17 protein-coding genes are annotated in these 21153 nt (G+C 63.9%); 11 read left to right on the plus strand and 6 right to left on the minus strand.

What is annotated here, in order from left to right:
- Positions 1 to 2: 2 nt before the first annotated feature.
- The 4 genes from LB524_RS03445 to LB524_RS03460 all read right to left on the minus strand — a co-directional run bounded on the left by LB524_RS03445 (position 3) and on the right by LB524_RS03460 (position 4416).
- Positions 3 to 860 (minus strand): carbohydrate ABC transporter permease, encoded by an 858-nt coding sequence (locus tag LB524_RS03445; RefSeq protein ID WP_140715182.1) that lies wholly within the window; start codon positions 858 to 860, stop codon positions 3 to 5.
- A 9-nt stretch (positions 861 to 869) separates the two neighbouring features.
- Positions 870 to 1793 (minus strand): carbohydrate ABC transporter permease, encoded by a 924-nt coding sequence (locus LB524_RS03450; RefSeq protein WP_224523697.1) that lies wholly within the window; start codon positions 1791 to 1793, stop codon positions 870 to 872.
- Between the two features lie 157 nt (positions 1794 to 1950).
- Complete coding sequence (locus LB524_RS03455; protein ID WP_224523699.1) at positions 1951 to 3396, minus strand: ABC transporter substrate-binding protein; 1446 nt, start codon at positions 3394 to 3396, stop codon at positions 1951 to 1953.
- Between the two features lie 45 nt (positions 3397 to 3441).
- Positions 3442 to 4416, minus strand: coding sequence for a sugar-binding transcriptional regulator (locus LB524_RS03460; protein WP_015318970.1), 975 nt, complete (start codon positions 4414 to 4416; stop codon positions 3442 to 3444).
- Between the two features lie 264 nt (positions 4417 to 4680).
- On the opposite strand from LB524_RS03460, the gene LB524_RS03465 reads away from it, so the two are divergent.
- A complete protein-coding gene (locus tag LB524_RS03465) occupies positions 4681 to 5406 on the plus strand; it encodes an MgtC/SapB family protein (RefSeq protein WP_140617414.1) in 726 nt (241 codons plus the stop codon).
- Positions 5407 to 5481: 75 nt separating this feature from the next.
- On the opposite strand, the gene ftsZ is transcribed toward LB524_RS03465, so the two are convergent.
- Positions 5482 to 6519 (minus strand): cell division protein FtsZ, encoded by a 1038-nt coding sequence (gene ftsZ / locus LB524_RS03470; protein WP_224523703.1) that lies wholly within the window; start codon positions 6517 to 6519, stop codon positions 5482 to 5484.
- Between the two features lie 455 nt (positions 6520 to 6974).
- Here ftsZ and LB524_RS03475 point away from each other — a divergent pair, with 455 nt between their 5' ends.
- The 3 genes from LB524_RS03475 to LB524_RS03485 all read left to right on the plus strand — a co-directional run bounded on the left by LB524_RS03475 (position 6975) and on the right by LB524_RS03485 (position 11517).
- Entirely contained in the window at positions 6975 to 9035 is a 2061-nt protein-coding gene (locus tag LB524_RS03475) for a N,N-dimethylformamidase beta subunit family domain-containing protein (protein ID WP_224523707.1), read from the plus strand.
- 185 nt (positions 9036 to 9220) lie between these two features.
- Positions 9221 to 9919, plus strand: a complete 699-nt coding sequence (locus LB524_RS03480) for a GntR family transcriptional regulator (protein WP_140661516.1) — start codon at positions 9221 to 9223, stop codon at positions 9917 to 9919.
- Between the two features lie 242 nt (positions 9920 to 10161).
- Positions 10162 to 11517 carry a glutamine synthetase family protein gene (locus LB524_RS03485; RefSeq protein WP_140661517.1) on the plus strand — a complete coding sequence of 452 codons (1356 nt, stop codon included), beginning with the start codon at positions 10162 to 10164 and terminating at the stop codon, positions 11515 to 11517.
- Positions 11518 to 11522: 5 nt separating this feature from the next.
- On the opposite strand, the gene LB524_RS03490 is transcribed toward LB524_RS03485, so the two are convergent.
- Positions 11523 to 12383, minus strand: coding sequence for a MurR/RpiR family transcriptional regulator (locus tag LB524_RS03490; protein ID WP_224523710.1), 861 nt, complete (start codon positions 12381 to 12383; stop codon positions 11523 to 11525).
- Positions 12384 to 12533: 150 nt separating this feature from the next.
- Here LB524_RS03490 and murA point away from each other — a divergent pair, with 150 nt between their 5' ends.
- From murA to LB524_RS03525, 7 genes are all read left to right on the plus strand, one after another.
- Positions 12534 to 13790: a UDP-N-acetylglucosamine 1-carboxyvinyltransferase gene (gene murA / locus LB524_RS03495; RefSeq protein ID WP_224523713.1), complete on the plus strand. Its 1257-nt coding sequence runs from the start codon at positions 12534 to 12536 to the stop codon at positions 13788 to 13790.
- Entirely contained in the window at positions 13787 to 14668 is an 882-nt protein-coding gene (locus LB524_RS03500) for an N-acetylglucosamine kinase (RefSeq protein ID WP_224523716.1), read from the plus strand. Before murA ends, LB524_RS03500 begins: the two co-directional genes overlap by 4 nt.
- 168 nt (positions 14669 to 14836) lie before the next feature.
- Positions 14837 to 15760, plus strand: a complete 924-nt coding sequence (gene murQ, locus LB524_RS03505) for an N-acetylmuramic acid 6-phosphate etherase (protein ID WP_224523719.1) — start codon at positions 14837 to 14839, stop codon at positions 15758 to 15760.
- Positions 15761 to 15879: 119 nt separating this feature from the next.
- Positions 15880 to 17391, plus strand: coding sequence for an ABC transporter substrate-binding protein (locus tag LB524_RS03510; RefSeq protein ID WP_224523722.1), 1512 nt, complete (start codon positions 15880 to 15882; stop codon positions 17389 to 17391).
- Positions 17392 to 17422: 31 nt separating this feature from the next.
- Positions 17423 to 18382, plus strand: a complete 960-nt coding sequence (locus LB524_RS03515) for an ABC transporter permease (RefSeq protein WP_140715197.1) — start codon at positions 17423 to 17425, stop codon at positions 18380 to 18382.
- Complete coding sequence (locus tag LB524_RS03520; RefSeq protein WP_140617422.1) at positions 18382 to 19221, plus strand: ABC transporter permease; 840 nt, start codon at positions 18382 to 18384, stop codon at positions 19219 to 19221. Before LB524_RS03515 ends, LB524_RS03520 begins: the two co-directional genes overlap by 1 nt.
- A complete protein-coding gene (locus LB524_RS03525; RefSeq protein ID WP_224523726.1) occupies positions 19218 to 20966 on the plus strand; it encodes an ABC transporter ATP-binding protein in 1749 nt (582 codons plus the stop codon). The genes LB524_RS03520 and LB524_RS03525 overlap by 4 nt, the downstream gene beginning before the upstream one ends.
- Positions 20967 to 21153 lie beyond the last annotated feature (187 nt).

Raw genomic sequence — 21153 nt, forward strand, 5'->3', positions numbered from 1 at the left:
TTCTATCCTTTCACCGCGCCGAGCGACAGGCCCTCGACCAGATAGCGCTGTGCGTAAAGGGCGAGCGCCAGCGTCGGCGTGATCGACAAGACTATGGCCGCCGAAATCTGGCCGTACTGGATGCCCGATGAAGTGATGAAGGCCAACGCGCCGACCGTCACCGGCTGCTTGTCGGCCGAAGCCAACACCAGCGCGAAAACGAAATTGTTCCAGGCGAAGATGAAGGCAAGCAGGCCGGCCGCCGCGATGCCAGGGCCGGCGAGCGGCAGCGCGATCTTGCGGAAGGTGGCGAACCAGGAATGGCCGCCGATGCGGTAGGCATATTCGATGTCGGCCGGAATATCCTCGAAATAGCCGCGCACGATCCACAGGATCAGCGGCAGGCAGATCAACTGGTAGACCCAGATCAGCCCGATATAGGTGTTGGCCAGGCCGAGCTTCTGGAAATAGAGGGTCAGCGGCAGCAGCACCAGAAGTGCCGGCGCGAACTTGAACGACAGCAGCGTGAAGGCGATGTCTTCCGAACCGCGAAATTTGTGGCGCGCGAAGGCGTAGGCCGCCGGCACGCCGAGCAGCAGTGAAACCGCCACCGAGGTCACCGACAGGAATACCGAGTTCCAGAGGTTGCGCATGAAGGCGATGTCGAGCGTGCCGGCGGCCGTCATCAGCTTGCCGGTGATCAACGCCGTGTAGTTGGCGAGCGTCGGTTCGAAGATGAGCTGCGGCGGGATGCGCAGAATGGTCTCGTTGGTCTGGAACGACATCATGAAGATCCACAGGATCGGGAACATGAAGAAGATCACGACCAGCGTCAGTGCCGCGCCGCGCAGGATGCGTTCGAAAAGCGAGGTATGTTCCATCGCCGCCTCCTATGCCTGGCCGCGGGCGCGTTCGCGCAGCCTGAGCCAGTTCTTGATGAAGATGTTGGAGAGGAAATAGGTGATCGCCCACAGGATGATCATCAGCGCCGCCGAGCGGCCGACATTGGTCGACTGGAAGAAGTTGAGATAGGCCTCGACCTGGAACACGGTCAGTGTGTCGCCCGGCCCGCCCTGTGTCATGGCGTAGATGATGTCGAACTGCTGGATGGAATCGAGCAGGCGAAACAAGGTCGCCGTCAGGATGTAGGGCGTCAGCATCGGCAAGGTGATGCGGAAGAAGACGAAGCTCCTCGGCACGCCGTCGAGCGCGGCGGCCTCGAAGGGCTGCGTCGGCAGGCTGCGCAGGCCGGCAAGCAGCAGGATCATGATGAAGGGCGTGTAGACCCAGATGTCGACCAGCACGACGGTGAACAGCGCCGTCGACGGTGACGACGCCCAGCGAAAATCCTGCAGCCCGATGAGGCCGGCGAGATAGCTCAGCACGCCGAAGCCCGGATTGGTCATCAGCTTCCACATCAGTGCTGCCAGTGCGGGCGCCGTCATCAGCGGCATCAACAGCATGATCGAGATGAAGTTGTTGAGCGTCGACCGCTTCTGCAGCAGCAGCGCGATGGCGAGACCGAGAAGCAGTTCCAGCACGACCGTGGTGCCGGCATAGAGCAGCGACACTTTCAACGTGTTCCAGAATTTCGGGTCGGTGAAGAAGGAGATGTAGTTGTCGCCCCAGTTGAACTGGCGCGCCCAGGGCTGGCTCAGACGATAGCGTTGGAACGAGTAAACGACCGAGGTCAGGAACGGGATCAGGATGCCTATGCAGACCAGCAAGGCCGGCAGGCTGAGCACATAGGGCAGCACCCGCTTGCTGATCCTGAAGCCAGATGGCTTGAGCCTTTGCGATACCACCGCAGTCATCGAGCTGCTCCGTTGTTGCTGTCGCTTCGCCCTGCCGGCCGCCCAAGGGAGCAAGGCGGCCGGTGGGGCGAAATGGCGGTCACCTTTCGGCACCGCATCGCAAACATGAAAGATGTGGCGAGGGCCGGACCGTCAAGCAGCCGGCCCTCGTTGCGACTTAACCGAGGCCGGCTTCCTTGAGCTGGCCGTTGATGCTCTCGGCGAGCTTGTCGAGGCCCTCGTCGACCGGCACTTCCTTGGCCACCATCTTTTGCAATGTCGCCGCCCATTCGGTGGTGAGGTCGAAGAACAGCGGCTGCGCCGTGAACTTGATCGAGGCGCCGGGTGCCGAAGCGTCGAACATCTCGACATAGCCAGGGTAGCTCTTGTTCAGCTTCTCGCGGAACATCTCGTCTTTCCACACCGATTGGCGAACCGGATCGACGAAGTCCATCTTGGTGGCGCCGAACAGGCCGTGCTCGGGGCCGGAGGCCCATTGCAGGAAGTACCAGGTCGCGTCCTTGTCCTTGGAGAAGTTGGACATCGCCAGCGACCAGATCCAGATGTTGGGCGTCGAGGCCTTGGCTGCCGGATTGGCGGTGAAGGCGGCATAGGCGAGCTTGCCGGCCATCTTGTTGTCGCCGCCATTCATGAAGTAACCGAGGCAGTCGGCGTCGAAGATCATCGCCGAGGCGCCGGCGCCGAGATCGGTGCCGACCTGGTACCAGGTATAGGTCGACCAGTCCTTGGGGCCGCTCTCCTGGATCATCTGCACCCATTTGGCATGGAAGGCCTTGGAGCCGGCGGTGTTCATCGCCGCCGCGAGCTTGCCATCGGCGGAAACGGTCAGGTCCTTCTCGTTGAAGTTCGAGTAGGCCGACAGGAAGCCCGGATGGATCGTCGCCCAGGAACGCGAGCCGCGAACGCCAATGCCGTAGACGCCGCCGCCAATATCCTTCTGCAGCTTGGCCGCCGTCGTGATCATCTCGTCAAGATTGCCGGGAACGCCGACGCCGGCCTTGTCGAACATGCCCTTGTTGTAGGTGATGTTGTTCTGCTCGAAGGCCCATGGAATGCACCACTGCTTGGCGTCCTCGGAGCCCAGCGCGCCGCCCGGCTTGCCGTTCCAGGCGCACGACGATTTCACGCCCGGCAGCATATCGTCCCAGGCATAGTTCGGGTTGGTCTTGGGCGGGTCCTTGATCCATTCGTTGAGATCGGTGATCCAGCCGGCTGGGCCATAGGTCCAAGTCATGTAGGCGCCGGTCATGAAGGCGTCGTATTCGGGCGAGCTCGCCGACAGCGCCGCCGTCACCTTGTCGAAATAGACATCTTCCGGGAAGACGTCATAGACGACGTTCATGCCGGTCAGCTTCTTGAAGTTCTCGAGGTCGGCGATCATCGCATCGGCATAGGGATGCTTGTTGAGCAGGAGCTTGATGGTCTTGCCCTTATGCGCCTGCCAGTCGAAGTCGGCGGCGAGCGCGCGGGTCTGGCCGAGGTTGAGCAGCGTGCCGGCGGTGCCGGCGGCGAGACCCATGGCACCCAGGCCCTTGATCAGTCCACGGCGGTCGACTTGTCCGCGCAGGAAGGCATCTATCAGGTCTTTCTCTTTCTCATGCATTTCGTCTTCTCCTCCACAGGGTAGTTTCAACTGGACTGTTGCCGGCTACCCGACCGGCGTCTCTTCCACGAGCGATCGCGCCGTGCGCTCGTCCGTTATCAGGCCCTTGAGATAGCGCCCCTCCAGCACCGACTTGATTGCGCGAACCTTAATCCTGCCGCCGGCGACGGCGACAATCCGGCGGCTGGCGATATCCTCGCGCGCCAGTGCCAGCGCCCGGTTGGAAACGGTCGTCGCCACTGCCTTGCCGGCCTCGTCAAAGAAATGGCCGAGCAATTCGCCGACACCGCCATTGCGACGGATCTCCTCCATCTCGCCCTTCTCGATCATGCCGGTGGCGACAAGCGAAGCCTCGCGTTCGGCGGTGCCGATGCCCGCAAACAACAGGTCGGCGGATCTGGCGAGATCGAAGACCTCACTAATGCCCTTCTGGCCCAGCAGCACGATGCGGTCCTCCGCCGTGTTGGCGAACATCGGCACCGGCATCACATAGGCTTCGGCACCGGTGCGTTCGGCGAGACGGTGGATGACATCATGCGGGTTGGCCGAGAATTTCCGCGTCAGGCCACCAAGCAGCGAGACGAAACGGATGCGGTCGGTGGTGGTGCGCGGCAGATATTCCACGCAGGCCGCGAGCGTGCGGCCATGGCCGACGCCGATCAGCGCCTGCTCGCCGCGCTCGATCTCGCGCTTGAGGAACTGCGCGCCGGCGATGCCGAGCGCCTTGAGCGGCAGATCCTCGGAATCGAAATCCGGAACCACCTCGCAATAGTCGAGGCCGTAGCGGCGGGACAATTCGTCCTCGAGCTCGACGCATTCCGACACTTCGCCGTCGATATAGACCTTCACCAGGCCTTCCTGGTTGGCCTTGGTGATGAGGCGGTGCGCCTTGAGGCTGGTCAGCCCCAGCCGCTTGGCGACCTCGGACTGGGTCAGGCCGCCGGCGTAATGAAGCCACGCGGCCCGCGCCGCCATGCTGGCATCATCGTCCCGCAAAAGGCCGTTTCCAAAACCAACCACGTTTCCATCCCGGTGATATTTTTATCAGTTGCTGCAAAATTTTTCACACGGATCGGACGAAGTCAAGCGCCACCTTCAAATTGCATGGCGTTTGGTCGGCTGCCGCGCGACGGTTCGCCGGGAACCTCAGGAAGGCAAAAAGGTTCTTACATCGACAGCCCGAGGTCGCGACGTACCGGCCAGCCGCAAGCAACGTCGTCAGCGAGGGCGCCGAAATCCTGAGAAAAATGGAGGGCGGAGCACCAGCGCCGCCCTGACAGGGCGATGTTCGAGCCGCTTTGCTGCGATATGCCACTTCATCCGACATGGCCCGATCTTGTCGCCCGGTTGCTGCTTGCGCTGCTGGCTGGTTTCCTCATCGGCCTGAACAGGGAAGCGCGCGGCCACACCGCCGGGCTTCGCACGACCATCCTGGTCGCCCTGGCGGCCGCTGTGGCCATGATCCAGGCCAACATACTGCTTGATACCACGGGCAAGGGAATGGACTTCTTCGCCAGCATGGACGTGCTGCGTCTGCCGCTTGGCGTGCTGACCGGCGTCGGCTTCATCGGCGGCGGCGCCATCCTTCGGCGCGGCGATCTCGTGACTGGAATCACCACCGCGGCCACCATGTGGATCATGACGATGATCGGACTTGCCGTTGGCGGCGGCCAGTTTGGTCTTGCGGCAATTGCGACCGTGCTGACGCTACTGACACTTCAGGTGTTGAAATGGGTCGACCTCAAGTTGCCGCGCGATCACCATGCGATCCTGTCGGTTTCCTGGGCAAAAGAATCCCCACCTGACCTTCCGGAGATGGTGCGGCCGCTCGGCTACGGCGCGCGCCTTGCCAAGATCGAGCATGATCCCAGCCGCGACCGCTTCGTGTACTCGTTCAATCTCGAATGGAGGCAGTCCGACGCCGCCGAACCCTCGACGGAAATCCTGGCGCTGGTCGCGCGCGAATGCGAGATCGAGCGATTCGAGTTCATCGGCGAGAAGGCGTCCTGAAGAGCAATTTTTCCGCCCCGGGGAAGCGGCAGATACCGCGGGTCGCCTGCCCGGGAGGTCAATCGAAGAGAAAGGTTACTGCAAGATCCGTGCGGCGGACGGCACGGAATGGCCATGTGCCATGCCGGCATCGGCATCACCCTCGCTGAGCGAACGATCGAGGCCCGTCGCCACCACCGAGACCCTGAAGCGGCCTTCCATGCTCTTGTCGAAGATGGCGCCGACGATGATGTCGGCGTCCTCATAGACCTCTTCACGGATGCGCGTGGCCGCCTCGTCGACCTCGAACAGGGTCATGTCCCGGCCGCCCGAAATCGACACCAGCACGCCCTTGGCGCCCTTCATCGACATTTCGTCGAGCAGCGGATTGGCGATCGCGGCTTCCGCCGCCTTCATCGCCCGGCCGTCGCCCGAAGCCTCGCCGGTTCCCATCATGGCGCGGCCCATGCCGCGCATCACCGATTTGACGTCGGCGAAGTCGAGATTGATCAGGCCTTCCTTGACGATGAGGTCGGTGATGCAGCTGACGCCGGAATAAAGCACCCTGTCGGCGATGACGAAGGCATCGGCAAAAGTGGTCTTGGCATCGGCGATCCGGAACAGGTTCTGGTTGGGAATCACGATCACGGTGTCGGCGGCCTCGCGCAGCCGCTCGATGCCCTCTTCCGCCATCTGCATGCGGCGCCTGCCCTCGAAGGTGAACGGCTTGGTGACGACGCCGACCGTCAGGATGCCGGCCTTGCGCGCCGCCTGGGCGATGATCGGGGCCGCACCGGTTCCGGTGCCGCCGCCCATGCCGGCAGTGACGAAACACATGTGGGTGCCGGCCAGATGATCCATGATCTCGTCGAGCGATTCTTCGGCCGCGGCACGGCCGATCTCGGGCAACGAGCCGGCGCCAAGGCCTTCCGTGACGTGCGCGCCAAGCTGGATCAGCCGCGTCGCCTTCGACATGGTCAGCGCCTGGGCATCGGTGTTGGCGGCAATGAACTCGGTTCCCTGAAGCTGTTCCACGATCATGTTGTTGATCGCGTTGCCGCCGCCGCCGCCGACGCCGATCACGGTGATCTTGGGTCTCATCTCGGAGATTTCCGGCTTCTTGAACTCGGCCATGCCTGCTTCTCCTTCGCCAATTGCGTGCGCTTCACGACCCACAAGCAGACTGCCTGCAAGACATTGCAATCGAGCGGCATGACGCGAATCAGTCCGTTCGGATGGGTACCCCAAAAAGCCAGAGAGCGGCCGGACGTGCAAGTGCGTGAAGGTCAAGTTTTGTGATGAAGAGGCCGACCTTCGAGAACGACTGTCCGGTTTCGGACGATCGCGATAATGTCGTCGTGGATCAGGCACCAAGCGGATGCCTGCGACGGATGCCTAGAACTCGCATTTGCCGAGGCCATCGATGGCTGAGCGAGATTTCTACGGACTTCATCAGCAAGCAAGGCCGAGGGGATATATGCGCCCTCCAGACCCAAAGGTATGAAAGAATTGTCCAGTTTGCCATCAATGAGAGTGCGACAGCCGGGGAGAGTGCGACAGCCGGGATCGCGACGCGGATTTTTGCGGCGATGAAACGCCCCGTCGACCACGGCGCCATGGCCGTCTCAGGCTATACCGTTCCTTGGCATACAGCGGCAGGAACACCAGTCGCCCTCCATGTCTCGTCGTCGCGGCCGGTACGCGACGTGCACGTCGTGCGGCTCGACACGCAAGCGGCCGAGCCGATGGGCTGGCGCGTCGAGCCGACGGGAAATGCCGTGTCCCGTCGCGATTTCGATCACGGATCCTTCCTCAGGGTCGCGGCGGCGGAACTTGCCAAGGCCACCGAGATCGAAGGCGTCGCCTTCGAAGTATACTTGACCCGCAACGATGGCGCCCGCGTGCTGTTCGAAAGCGGAAACCTGCGCCTCGGCTTGCAGGACGGGCGGCTGATATCAGGCGACGACGGCAACTCGCCCGATAGCGACGTGGTCTTGCCGGCAAACACCTGGCTCAAGGTCGAGATTTCGTCGAACGACGGCGCGACCGTGCTGCGGATCGATTCGGACGATCTCCTGTCGCCGTTTCGCCTGGATCGTCGATTCGACCTGCCGTGGCGGCTCCTGACCGGTGACATGGTCTTCGGCACCAGCACGGCAAACGATGTCAGGTCGCTCAACGCGAAATTCTCGACGATCTCGCTGCAAACCGCGGCTGGCCGTATCGCCTGGACGTTTCCGACCCTGCTGCCGAGAGGCCCGCTCGCCTCGACAGGCACCGATCGCGTCCTCTTCCTGGAAACGGTCAACCAGCCCGCCTTCTGCATGACCTCGCGCCGCTGGGACGGGTCGAGTTTCGACCCCCGGCTGGTGCCGTCGCATTACGACGCCGTGCATTGCCACGACGACGACATGGAGGCGTTGCAGTGGCCGGCCTCATACCAATTGCAGGTTCCCGCCGAGGCGCCCGCCGGGGTCTATGCCTTCGAGGTCGGTCACGATGAAGGATCGGAGCGTATCGTCTTCTTCATCACTTCGTCGGAGCGCCGGGCGCCGTTGTTGTTCCTGGTGCCGACGGCCACCTATCTCGCTTACGCGGACGAATTCCTGCCGGCGCATCTCTACGAATGGATGTGCGAAGATCGCGGCCATCGCTTCGCGATCGATAACAATCTGAAGTCGCTCTACGACTATCACAGCGACCTCAGCGGCGTGTCGATCTGTTCCACCAGGAAGCCCAAGGCGACGCTGCGTGACGACTACAAGTATCCGCTCTGCGGCTGCCCGCACAATCTGCCGGTCGACCTGCATTTTCTACGCTTCTGCCACAACAATGATATCGCCTTCGATCTAATCACCGACCGCGACCTGCACGAACTGGGTCTTGCCGGCCTGCAGGAGTATCAGGCGGTCATCACCGGCAGCCATCCCGAATACATGTCGGTCGAGATGGAGCATGCGCTGCGCCAATTCGCGGCGGCGGGCGGCAGCATCGCCTATCTCGGCGGCAATGGCTTTGCCGGTAAGGTGGCGTTCCAGGACGATCTGATGGAATTGCGCCGCTCGCCGCTCGAGGCGGGCCGGACCTGGGACGGCCCCATCGCCGAACAGTCACTGTCGATTACCAACCAGCCGGGAGGCTACCTGCGCGCCAGCGGGCGCGGCGAGTTCTCGCTGACCGGCGTCGCCATCTCGCTGATGGGTTTCGATGGCGCGCGGCCTTTCACGCGTACGCCGGAAAGCCGTCAGCCCTCGGCCGCGTGGTTGTTCGACGGCGTCACCAGCGAGACCTTCGGCGACGAGGGCATCGTGCTTGGAGGCGCCGCCGGCTACGAGGTCGATGCCACCGACCCGCATCTGGGCACATCCCCCGACACCATGGTCATTGCCCGCGCGACCGGATTCCCGGACAGCTTCGTCCATGACGCGACGCGCTGGTACGAAGGAGGTGACAGAGAGCGCGACGAGCGCCGCTGCGCGGAGATGACGCTGCGCCATCTGCCCTCGGGCGGTCTGATCTTCTGCGCGAGTTCGGTCGCCTGGTGCGGCGCCTTGCCCGCGGGCGATGCCATGAACGACGTCGGCCGGATCACCAGGAATTTGCTGACGCATCTGGCGCAGGAAAAGAGCGGGCCGGCTCCGGATCGATAGCCGGAAAGGAAGGCAGCCCGCCGCACCGCGCCGGCTCCGGCGGTTGGCTTGCCGCGCAACGATCGAAGCGTCTATCATGCCTGATCAATCGGCGGCTTGGGTGTTCCCGCCGTGCCGGGCCTAAGCTTTGTCCGCGGCGCGTGTCGTCAGGTCATTTTCAGAACGGATGAAGGTGCGCCCCGCCAATGGCCGGCAGAACACATTTCGGTTTGACCGCCGTCGACACCGTGCCCTTGCACGAGAAGGTCTATCTGGAGCTTGTGCGAGCCCTGATGTCGGGCCAATTCCTGCCCGGTCAGAAGCTGACCTCGCGCAGGCTCGCTAGGGAACTCGGCACCAGCGACATGCCGGTGCGCAGTGCCTTCATGCGGCTGCAGGCATTGCGGGCACTGAGCCCGATGCCGAATGGCAGCGTCGAGGTGCCGGTGATCTCGGCCGAGCGGTTCTCGCAATTGACCGCCGTGCGCACACTGCTCGAAGGCCCGGCGACCGAGCTTGCGACGAAACTGATCAACGGCAACAATCTGCGGGCGATCCGACGCCATTGCACAGAACTGACCCTGACGGCCCGCAAAGGCGATATCGGCGACTATCTCAGGAAGAACCACGATTTTAAGTTCTCGATCTATCGCCATTGCGGCAACGAGCAGATGATCTTCCTGATCGAGACGGTGTGGATGCAGGTCGGCCCGTTTCTCAGAAACCTCGCCGTGGGATTCGAGGACGACCTCTCCTCCATCCTGGATATCGACTATCACGAGGAAGTCGTTGCCGCGATCGAGGCGCAGGACGGTGCGCGAGCGCGGGCGGCCATCGTTCGCGACATCGACGAGGGTGCTGCCCACATCCTGCGGCAGGTCAGATTCCCGGAAGCGAGGAGCTAGGCCGGTGTCTCCTGGACCCCAGATGCCGCTTGGCTTTCCCTTGCCTTGTCGCTATGTTGCGATCGCAGATCGCGCAATTGGTTCCTGAAATGCCTCCCGACATACCGGCTAATGACTTGAAAAAATGAAGGAAACTTTTCCGACCGATGTCGGAGATGCCTTCATGAACTCATCAGCCGCTTTGTCGTAAAAATAGGGTGCTCGCCTCAGACGCGACACCGCAGGGAACCAGAGGTTTGAAATTGAGCGATGCAATTGCGGACGTTTTGAACTGGCTTGAAAGCCGAAGCGACATCCAGAGCCTGAGGGCCGCGGTGTGCGACCTCAACGGCATCATGCGGGGAAAACGCATCCCCGTCGAGCAGGCCCGCAAGGCACTGGAGGGCAAGCTGCGCATGCCCTACTCGCTAATCGGGCTCGATGTCTGGGGCGAGGACATCGAAGGCAACAGCCTGGTCTTCTCGACCGGCGATGCCGATGGCCTTTGCCAATGGACGGGTCGCGGCATTCTGCCGGTGGAATGGACGGCGCATCCGACGGCGCTCGTCCCGCTCTGGCTCGCCGATGAGAGCGGAGCGCCCTATCTCGGCGACCCCCGGCGGGCACTGGCTCGCATCCTCGGTCGCTACAAGGCGCTCGGCCTGACGCCTGTCGCGGCGACCGAACTCGAATTCTACCTGGTCGATCCGCAATCGCAGCGGCCGGTCGGACCGGTCTCACCGGTCACCGGGCGGCGTCTCGATTCCGACGCGGCGCTGTCGATCGACGAGATCGACGATTTCGAAGCCTTCATCCACGACATCTATGAAGCCTGCCGGGCGCAAGGCATTCCCGTCGACACGGCAATCGCCGAAAACGGCGTCGGCCAGTTCGAGATCAACCTGAACCATGTCGCCGACGCCTTGCGGGCGGCCGACGATGCGGTGTTGTTCAAGCGCACGGTGAAGGGCATTGCCCGCAAACACGGCTTTGCCGCCTGCTTCATGGCCAAGCCCTATGGCGATCGCGCCGGCAACGGCTTCCATGTCCATTTCAGCCTGGTCGATGCCGATGGGCGCAACGTATTCGACGACGGCACCGACCAGGGTTCCGACACCATGCGGCACGCGGTCGGCGGGCTGCTGGCGGCGATGGCCGAAAGCACGCTGGTGTTCGCGCCGCACTTCAATTCCTACCGCAGGCTGCGCCCGAGATCCTACGCGCCGACCGCGGTCGCCTGGGGTTACGAGAACCGCATGGTCGCGATCCGCATCCCCGGCGGCCCGACCGGCGCGCGCCGCATCGAACATCGCGTCTCGGGAGCCGACGCCAACCCCTATCTCGTGCTTGCCGCCATACTGGGCGCCGCGCTGATCGGCATCGAGAAGCAGATGTCGCCAGGCGACCCTGCGGGGAATGACGGGCAAGGCGTTGCCCCGGCCAAATTGCCGCCGGACTGGGCGTCGGCGATTGCAACCTTTGAAGGCGGGACGCATGTGGCGGAGATCTTCCCGGCGATTCTGCGCGACTCCTTCGTCGCCTGCAAACGCCAGGAATTGAATACGTTTGCCCTCAACGTCAGCGATTTCGAGATCGAGACCTATCTCGAAAGCGTCTGAGGCCTTTACGACGAGCGCTCGGCCTTCAGCACCGTGACCGCCGCCTCGCTGTTGTGAACGTAGTCGTTGGCGTCGGGCTGCTTCTGTACCAGCAGGATGAACAGAAGGTCGGTCAGCGTCAGCTGCGCGTCGCGCGCGGTGATGGAGGAAGAGCGCGCGCGTTCCTCGTCGGCGAGGGTGTAGAGGCGGATGTCGGCGACGCGGCTCAGCGGATTGTCGTGCAGGCCGGTGACGGCGATCACCGTCGTGCCACGCTTGCTGGCAAGCTCCGCGATACGCAAGGTTTCGATGCTGGCGCCGGAATAGGACAGCGCGAACAGCACATCGTCAGGCCCGAGCGTCGAGGCGTTGGCCATCTGGATGTGGCTGTCGCTGTCATGCAGCACATTGCGGCCGAGCTTCATCAGCTTGTATGAAAAATCGCGCGCCACCAGCGAGGAGGCGCCGACGCCGACCAGATGGATGCGCCGCGCGCCATCAAGCAGGTCCAGCGTCCTGGAGAGGATGCGCTCGCTGTTGGCGGCGACGGTCTGCTGCATCGACAGCAGCTTGCTGCCGATCAGCTTCTTCAGGATGACCGGAAAAGTATCACCCACCTCGATCGAGCCATGGATGACGCCGGCCGGCACCTGCCAATCCTGCGCCTTGGCCTCGCTGACGGCGAGCTTGAGCTCCTGATAGCTGGCATAGCCGAGCTTCTGGCTGAACTTGACGACGCCAGACTGGCTGCGGCCGATCTCGGCCGCAAGTGCCGCCGTCGACAGCCTCAGCATCTGGTCGGGATTGTCGATGATATAACGGCCGATCTCGCGATCGCCGGGCGCCATGCCGTCGAGCTCGGCACTGATCCTGCTTAAGACGGACACGGAAACCCCTCGCTCTTCACTGCAAGACGAGGAATAAATTATTCCAATTTTGATTGACAGCCAAGAACGCAGAATTAATTCTCGACCGACCCGAGGTCATCGCTCGGGATCCCGGGTAGGTCACCGGACGTGGCCGTCAAGGTTTCAGCCATGGACAGATTGCGGATCGTCGGCGGACAGAGACTGGAAGGCGCGGTCACCATATCGGGCGCCAAGAATGCCGCTTTGCCGCAGATCGCGGCCGCTCTTCTCAGCCCCTACCCGCTGGAACTGACCAACCTGCCCGATGTGACCGACGTCGAAAACATGCTCGGCGTGGTGCGACTTCATGGCGCCGAAATCACCCGGTCCGCCCATGCCGCCACAATCGACACAAGTACCGCCGTTTCCAAGGAGACCTCCTACGACACGGTACGAAAAATGCGGGCGACGGTGCTTGTCCTGGCGCCGTTGCTGGCGCGGTTCGGCCATGCCCGGGTTTCGCTGCCGGGCGGCTGCGCGATCGGCGCGCGGCCGGTCGACATGCATGTCGCCGCACTCGCCGCGCTTGGCGCCAGGATCGCCGTCGAGAACGGCCTGATCGTCGCCTCGGCCCCGAACGGGCTGACCGGCACGCGCATCGTGCTCCCCTCGCCATCGGTCGGGGCGACGGAAACCGCCATGATGGCGGCGACCGCGGCCAAGGGCGAAACCGAGATCCTGAACGCAGCGCGCGAGCCGGAAGTGGCCGATCTCGCCGCCTGCCTCGTTGCCATGGGTGCGCGCATCGAAGGCGCCGGCACGCACCGTATCCTGATCGCGGGCGACACCAGCTGGCACGCCGCCAGGCACGACATCATCCCCGACCGCATCGAGGCCGGCACTTATGCCATCGCGGCCGCCATCACCGGCGGCCAGCTCGAACTGACGCACGCCCGGCTCGAGCACATGGCCTCGGTGGTGCAATTGCTGGAGGCGACCGGCGTCAGCGTCTGGCCAGGCGATCGCGGTCTGATCGTCTCGCGCGACCGGCCGCTCAAGGCCGCGGATCTGACGACGGAACCCTATCCGGGCTTTCCGACCGACCTGCAGGCGCAGTTCATGGCGCTGATGTGCTGCGCCCAGGGTGCGTCGCTGCTGCGCGAAACCATTTTCGAGAACCGCTTCATGCATGTGCCCGAACTGATGCGGCTCGGCGCCAACATCAAGCTGCAAGGCACCATGGCGCTGGTGCGCGGCGGCGAGAAATTGCACGGCGCGCAAGTGATGGCCACCGATCTGCGGGCTTCGGTGTCGCTGGTGCTGGCGGCGCTGGTCTGTGAAGGCGAGACGACAATCAACCGCGTCTATCACCTCGACCGCGGCTACGAGCAACTGGACCGCAAGCTGCGCCTGTGCGGCGCCGGCATCGAGCGGCTGGGCGCATGAATACCGAAGCGGATTATTTTCTCGGCGTCGATGGCGGCGGCACCGGTTGCCGCGCCCGTCTCGAGGACGCGCAAGGCACGGTGCTGGGACAGGGCCTGTCGGGGCCGGCGACGACGCGGCTCGGCATCGAGGCAGCCTGGACCTCCGTCGCGAAAGCTTTCGGCGCGGCGATCGAGGAAGCAGGTTTCGCGCCAGCCGAAACCGCCAAGATCCATGCCGGCATCGGCCTTGCCGGCATCGGCCGCAAAGGCGCGCTTGAGGCGTTGCGGGCAATCGCGCATCCCTTTGCCAGCATCGACTTCGTCAGCGACGGCATCGGTGCCTGCCTTGGCGCGCATTCCGGCCGGGACGGCGCCATCGTCATCGCCGGGACCGGCTCGATCGGCCTCGGCTTCGTCGAGGGCCGCGACCTGCGCGCCGGCGGCTACGGGTTTCCGATCTCCGACGAGGGCAGCGGCGCCGACCTTGGATTGAAAGCCGTGCAACTGGCATTGCGCGCCCATGACGGCCGCCACGAGCGCACGGCGCTGCTGGCGGAGGTCATGCAGCGCTTCGCGGGCGACCCGATGGAGGCTGTCGCCTGGATGGACCGCGCCAGCGCCACGGACTATGCCGCGCTTGCACCCATGGTGATGCGCCATGCCGACCAGGGCGATCCCGTTGGGCGCCGCATCGTGCAAGGTGCCGCCGAACAGATCGACACGCTGGTGCGGGTATTGTTCGAAAAAGGCGCGCTGCGCGTGACGTTGCTGGGCGGCCTCGCCAGCCCGCTGGAGCCCTGGCTTTCTCCCGATGTGCGCCGCCGCCTGAAGCCCGCCGACGGCGACGCCGTATCCGGCGCGATCATTCTTGCCAAGCGTTCGGTTTGCAAGGGATAGCCAGCACGGACAGGAATAAAATATTCCAAATCTCTGTTGACGATGTGAATATCAAATTCTAAAAAGTTAACAAAGAAAAACTGCGATGACGGACCCAAGGTCCGTCTGCACTGGTTGCCAGGCGATCGATGCCGGGCGCCGTGCGGCAGAACTTTTGAAAGCGCTGGGATGACCGAGCAAGGGTTGATGTCTGAGCTGGATCGCTTGGTTTCCGAGGGTCGGAACCCAAGGACCGTCGACATCGATCTGCTGCCGACCCTCGACGTGCTGCGCAGGATCAATGACGAGGACAAGATCGTCCCAGCGGCCGTCGAAAAGGTGCTGCCCGAGATTGCCACCGCGGTGGACCGGATCGTGCTTGCCTTCCAGAGGGGCGCACGCCTCATCTACATGGGCGCCGGCACCAGCGGCCGGCTTGGCGTGCTCGACGCTTCGGAATGCCCGCCGACATTCGGCGTGCCCGAAGGCATGGTGGTCGGCCTGATTGCCGGGGGGTCCGACGCGCTGGTGCGCTCGCTCGAAGGCGCCGAGGATGACCCGAAGATGGGCGCCAAGGCCTTGCAGGGGATCGGACTCACACCCGACGACGTGGTGGTCGGCATCGCGGTCAGCGGACGCACGCCCTATGTCATCGGCGGGCTGACCCATGCCAGGCAGATCGGCGCAACGACGGTCGCCCTCTCCTGCAATCCGGCATCGGCCATTGCCGGTATCGCCGACATCGCGATCTCGCCGGTCGTCGGCCCCGAAGTGCTCACCGGCTCGACGCGGCTGAAATCGGGAACCGCGCAGAAGCTGGTGCTCAACATGCTGACCACGGCCTCGATGATCCGGATCGGCAAGAGCTACCAGAATCTGATGGTCGACCTGAACCCATCGAACAGGAAGCTGGTGGCCCGGGCGATCAGGATGGTCATGCAAACGACCGGCTGTACCGCGCCGCAGGCGCGGCAGGCGCTCGACCGGACCGGCAAGGACGTCAAGTTGGCGATCCTGGTGACCATCACCGGCCTCGACGTGGACGCGGCGCGGGCCGCTTTGTCCAGGGCCGGAGGGTTCCTGCGAAAGGCGATCGGCGACGAAGCGACCTGAAGCCGCTTTAGACAAGAGGGCGTCAAGCCGCATAGACTGGGCCGACACTCCATAGCATGTGTGCCTTGGAAGCGGCCCTCGGAACTGCAAGGCATCGAGTTCAATAGTGGGAGACGAGAATGGTTCATCTTACAAGAAGGCTGCTTTCGGGCATCACCCTTGCCGCGATGCTCGGCATCGCGACGGTTTCGGCGCAGGCGGCGACGCTGCACATGGCCTGGTCCCAGGACGCCACCGGGCTTGATCCGCACAAGCAGACGGCCTTTTCCTCGCTGCGGCTTTTGGAGCTGATCTATGAGCCGCTGGTGCGCGTCGACGCCAGCCTGCGGATCATTCCCGCCATCGCCTCCTCCTGGGAGTTTTCGAAGGACGGCAAGGGGCTGACCTTCAAGCTCGATCCCAAGGCGAAATTCCAGGACGGCACCGCCGTGACATCCGCCGACGTCAAGGCGTCGTTCGAGCGCATTCTCGACGAGAAGACCGGTGCCGCCGCCCGCGCCAACTTCCTGTCGATCGCCAGCATCGACACGCCGGATGCGGCGACCGTCGTGTTCCACCTGTCGCAGGCCGACGCACCTATCCTGACGGCGATGAGCGACGTCAACGCGGCCATCGTTCCGGCGACCGAGATCAAGGCCGGCTCGATCGGCACCAGGACGGTCGGTTCGGGCCCGTTCAAGCTCGACAAGTGGGATCCCAACGCCAAGGAAGTCTTGAGCGCCAACAAGAACTGGGCCGGCGGCGCGACCGGCGTCGACGGCATCGAGATCAGTGTGCTGCCCGACGAGGCGGCGATCCTCGCCGCCATGCGCACCAAGCAGATCGATTTCGCCTTGCTCAACGATCCGCTCGTCGCCACGCTGGTGCCGAAGGAAGCCAACTTGCAACTGAACCGCGTGCCGGTGCTGGCCTACAACGTGCTGCAGCTCAACCCGTCGCGGAAGCCGATGACCGAGCTCAAGGTGCGCCAGGCGATCTCCTGCGCCATCGACCGGCAGGAGGTGCTGGACACCGCCGCGCTGGGCGAAGGCAAGGTCACCGGACCGCTGACCATCCCGGCGCTGGCCACCGATCCCAGCCAGTTGTTCTGCTACAAGCGCGATGTCGAAAAGGCCAAGAAGCTGATGGCCGAGGCCGGCTTTGCCGACGGCTTTTCGGCGACCGTGATCGGCGCCACGGGCGAGCCGCCGACGGCAGCGGCCGAAGCCCAGGTCATCCAGTCGCAGCTCGCCGAAATCGGCGTCAAACTCGATATCAAGATGATGGAGCTCAACGTCTATGTCGACGCCTGGCTGAAGGGCGATTTCGACATGGCGATCGCGCTCAATGGCGGCCGGGCCGACCCCTATACCATGTACAACCGCTACTGGACCAAATCAGGCAATCTGCAAAAGGTGGCGAACTACATCGACGACACGCTCGACAGCCTGATGCAGCAGGGCCGCGCAGAGACCGATCCGGCCAAACGCAAAGCGATCTTCGCCGAATTCGAGAAGCACCTCGCCGAAATGTCGCCGTGGATCTGGCTCTACACCTCCTATAGCTATACGGCGCAACAGAAGAACATATCCGGGTTCGTGCCGACGCCGACCGGCACGCTGTTCAGCCTGAGCAAGGTGACGATCCAGTAGCTTCGGCAACGGGACGAGAGGTCTTCCTGGCGTGAACTATCTCCTGCGACGGCTGGCGACGTTTCCTCTCGTGCTGCTTGGCGTGTCCATCCTGGTCTTCGTCGCGATCCGGATGGTGCCCGGCGATTCGATCACGGCGATGCTGGGCACCGAGGCCGGCCTGCTGACGCCGGCACAACGGGATTCGCTCGCCGCCTATTTCGGCATCGACCAGCCCTGGTTCGTCCAGTACTGGCGCTGGATCGGCGGCATCCTGCACGGCAATTTCGGCATATCCGTCACCTATGGCAGGCCGGTTCTCGACGTCATCCTCGAGCGCTTCCCGCTGACCTTGGAGCTGGCGCTCCTCTCTATGATCATTGCACTTGCCGTCGGCATGCCGGCCGGCATCTACGCCGCCACTCACAACGAGAAGCTGTCCGATCTCGGTGTGCGCGTCGTCGCCATGATCGGCCAGTCGACGCCGAGCTTCGTGCTTGGCTTGCTGATCATCTACACGCTGTCGGCGGGCTTCGGCGTGCTGCCGGCGATGGGCGAATTCGTGCCGCTCTGGCAGGATCCCTTGCGCAATCTCAGCCAGTTGATCCTGCCCGCCATCACGCTCGGCTTTGCCTTCGCGGCATCGGTCACCCGCATTGCGCGCTCGGCAATGCTCGACGTGTTGAGCGACGATTATGTGCGCACCGCGCGCAGCAAGGGCGCTTCGGCGCGCAGCGTCATCTGGCGGCATGCGCTTCCCAATGCGCTGATCCCTGTCGTGACGCTGAGCGGCATAGAATTCGGCTACCTCCTGGGCGGCGCCGTCATCGTCGAACAGATCTACGCCCTGCCCGGCCTCGGACGCATGGTGCTCGACGCGATCCTGCAGCGCGATTACGCGCTGGTGCAGGGCAGCGTGCTGTTCATCGCCTTCAACTTCATGATCGTCAATCTCCTGGTCGACCTCGCCTATGTCGCGCTCGATCCGCGCATCCGGCTGGGGGAACAGTGATGCGCATCCTGCGTGCCATCTTCGGCCATGGCAGCGGCCGCATCGGCGGCGTCATCGTGTGCGTCTATCTGCTGCTTGCCATCCTCGGCCTGCTCGGGCTGACGCCGCACAATCCGATCACGCAGTACCGTATCGACCGGCTGCATGCGCCCAGCGCCGCCTACTGGATGGGCACCGACCTGTTCGGCCGCGACGTCGCCAGCCGCCTGATGGCGGGCATCGGCCAGTCTTTTACCGTCGCCTTCTTCTCGGTGGCCTTCGCGGCGCTTGCCGGAACGATCCTGGGGTTGGCCGCCGCCTGGCTCGGGCGCCGCTGGGACGGCGTCGTGATGCGGATCATGGACGTGCTGCTGGCCTTCCCGGCGATCCTCCTGGCGCTGCTCATCGTCACCGTTGCCGGCCCCGGCACCTGGACCAGCGTCGTTGCCATCGGCATCGTCTACACGCCGATCTTCACCCGCGTGGTGCGCGGCCCCGCGCTGTCGCTCAAGACACGCGAATTCGTCGATGCCGCGCGAACCTTCGGCAGCAGTTCGAGCTATATCGTCACGCGCCACCTGCTGCTCAACCTCGTGGCGCCGTTGACTGTGCAGGTGACGCTGGCGCTCGCCTGGGCGCTGCTGACCGAAGCCGGCTTGAGCTTTCTCGGCCTTGGCACGCAGCCACCGGCCGCGTCGCTCGGACTGATGCTGAGCGACAGCCGCAACCTGATGGAGACGGCACCCTGGCTGCTGATCTTCCCAGGCCTGGCGATCATGATCAGCATTCTGGGCTTCAACCTTTTGGGCGACGCCTTGCGCGACATCCTCGACCCGAGGATGCGGAGCGCGTTCGCATGACCCCGCTCTTGTCAGTCTCGGACCTGCGCGTCGGCTTCGGCCGCGACCCCCGGGCCAACGAGGTGGTGCGCGGCGTCGGTTTCGATATCGCCGATGGCGAGACGCTGGCCATTGTCGGCGAAAGCGGCTCGGGCAAGTCGGTGACGGCGCTGTCGATCAACCGGCTCGTCGATTTCGGTGGCGGTCGCATCACTGGCGGCTCGATGAAGCTCAAGCGGGCCAATGGGACCGTCTTCGAGTTGACGACCGCGACCGAACCGCAACTGACCGGCATTCGCGGCGCCGAGATCGGCATGATTTTTCAGGAACCGATGACCTCGCTCAACCCGGTGCTGACCATCGGCACCCAGATCGAGGAATCGTTCCGCCTGCATCGCGGCCTGACCGGCCGGCAGGCTACTGCGGCAGCCAGGGACGCACTCGACCGCGTGCGCATTCCCGATGCCGCAAGGCGGCTGAAATACACGCCCAACCAGCTGTCCGGCGGCATGCTGCAGCGGGTGATGATCGCCATTGCACTGGCCTGCAACCCGCGCCTGCTGATCGCCGACGAGCCGACGACGGCGCTCGACGTTACCGTGCAGGCACAGATCATGGCGCTGCTTGCCGAGCTGAAGCGCGAAAGCGGCATGTCCGTCATCTTCATCACCCACGATATCGGCCTGGTTGCCGGCATCGCCGACAAGGTGATGGTGATGCAGAACGGGCAGGCCGTCGAACAGGGTGAGCTCAACCGGATCCTCGACAGCCCCCAGCATCCCTACACCCAGCATCTGCTGCACGCCGTGCCGCATTTCGCCAGCGGTCGCGCGACGCGCTCGGATGGGCAACGCGACAACGGCGCGAGCGCCGAACCGGCCTTGAAGGTCGATGGCCTCGTGGTTCGGTTTCCCCTCAAGAGCAGTTTCTTCAGCCGCGCCACCGGCGCGGTGCATGCCGTCGACGGCGTCGATTTCGACCTGATGCACGGCGAGACGCTGGCCATCGTCGGCGAAAGCGGTTCGGGCAAATCCACTGCCGCCAAGGCGGTGCTAGGGCTTGTGCGGCCGGCGCGCGGCGGCTTCTCGGTCGGCGCCCGAGCGGCCTCGCCGAGGCGCAGCGCCAGGCCCATACAGATGGTATTCCAGAACCCTTATGCCTCTCTCAATCCAAGGCTGACGATCGAGAGCATTCTGGCGGAACCCGTGATCGCCACCGGCGGCCGGGTGGATGCCGAAACGCGGGCCAGAATGGCGCGCCTGCTGGAACGCGTCGGCCTGCCCAAGAACAGCCTCGAGCGCTATCCGCATGAATTCTCCGGTGGCCAGCGGCAAAGGCTGTGCATTGCGCGCGCGCTGATGCTCAACCCGTCCGTCGTGGTCCTCGATGAAGCAGTGTCGGCGCTCGATGTGTCGGTGCAGGCCAAGGTGCTGGAGTTGCTGGTCGACCTGCAGCGCGAGTTTGGGCTGGCCTATCTGTTCATCTCGCATGACATGGCGGTGGTCGAGCGGATCGCGCACCGCATCGCCGTCATCTATGCCGGCCAGATCGTCGAGATCGGCGACGCACAGTCCGTGCTGTCGAAGCCGAGACATTCCTATACGAAGAAGCTCATATCAGCCGTTCCGGCTATCGACCGTCGGCGCGAGCATTTCGAGATCGACACACGCCAGGTGCCTTCGCTGGTGCGCCCGCCAGGGTTCGAGCCGGCGCCGGCGAAGTGGGAGCGGTTTGGCGGGGATCACATGGCGAGGGTGGAGGTGTGATGGACGGTGCACTGGGATATGCAAGGTCGGCGGGACAGCACCCCCCTCTGGCCTGCCGGCCATCTCCCCCGCAAGGGGGGAGATTAGCAGCTTCGGCATCCCGCCCCTTCCTGCGACGTCGGCGATTGGCGAAAGCCGCTATTACGGCCAATCTCCCCCCTTGCGGGGGAGATGTCCGGCAGGACAG

Source organism: Mesorhizobium sp. ESP6-5 (assembly GCF_020164695.1).
In the GTDB taxonomy this organism is placed as follows: Bacteria; Pseudomonadota; Alphaproteobacteria; order Rhizobiales; family Rhizobiaceae; genus Mesorhizobium; species Mesorhizobium australicum.

What these genes read in the sequence shown, in the direction of transcription:
- LB524_RS03445 (WP_140715182.1), bottom strand. Translation starts at nt 860, where the DNA reads ATGGAACATACCTCGCTTTTCGAACGCATCCTGCGCGGCGCGGCACTG.
- LB524_RS03450 (WP_224523697.1), bottom strand. Translation starts at nt 1,793, where the DNA reads ATGACTGCGGTGGTATCGCAAAGGCTCAAGCCATCTGGCTTCAGGATC.
- LB524_RS03455 (WP_224523699.1), bottom strand. Translation starts at nt 3,396, where the DNA reads ATGCATGAGAAAGAGAAAGACCTGATAGATGCCTTCCTGCGCGGACAA.
- LB524_RS03465 (WP_140617414.1), top strand. Translation starts at nt 4,681, where the DNA reads ATGTTCGAGCCGCTTTGCTGCGATATGCCACTTCATCCGACATGGCCC.
- ftsZ (WP_224523703.1), bottom strand. Translation starts at nt 6,519, where the DNA reads ATGGCCGAGTTCAAGAAGCCGGAAATCTCCGAGATGAGACCCAAGATC.
- LB524_RS03475 (WP_224523707.1), top strand. Translation starts at nt 6,975, where the DNA reads ATGAAACGCCCCGTCGACCACGGCGCCATGGCCGTCTCAGGCTATACC.
- LB524_RS03480 (WP_140661516.1), top strand. Translation starts at nt 9,221, where the DNA reads ATGGCCGGCAGAACACATTTCGGTTTGACCGCCGTCGACACCGTGCCC.
- murA (WP_224523713.1), top strand. Translation starts at nt 12,534, where the DNA reads ATGGACAGATTGCGGATCGTCGGCGGACAGAGACTGGAAGGCGCGGTC.
- LB524_RS03500 (WP_224523716.1), top strand. Translation starts at nt 13,787, where the DNA reads ATGAATACCGAAGCGGATTATTTTCTCGGCGTCGATGGCGGCGGCACC.
- murQ (WP_224523719.1), top strand. Translation starts at nt 14,837, where the DNA reads ATGACCGAGCAAGGGTTGATGTCTGAGCTGGATCGCTTGGTTTCCGAG.
- LB524_RS03510 (WP_224523722.1), top strand. Translation starts at nt 15,880, where the DNA reads ATGGTTCATCTTACAAGAAGGCTGCTTTCGGGCATCACCCTTGCCGCG.
- LB524_RS03520 (WP_140617422.1), top strand. Translation starts at nt 18,382, where the DNA reads ATGCGCATCCTGCGTGCCATCTTCGGCCATGGCAGCGGCCGCATCGGC.
- LB524_RS03525 (WP_224523726.1), top strand. Translation starts at nt 19,218, where the DNA reads ATGACCCCGCTCTTGTCAGTCTCGGACCTGCGCGTCGGCTTCGGCCGC.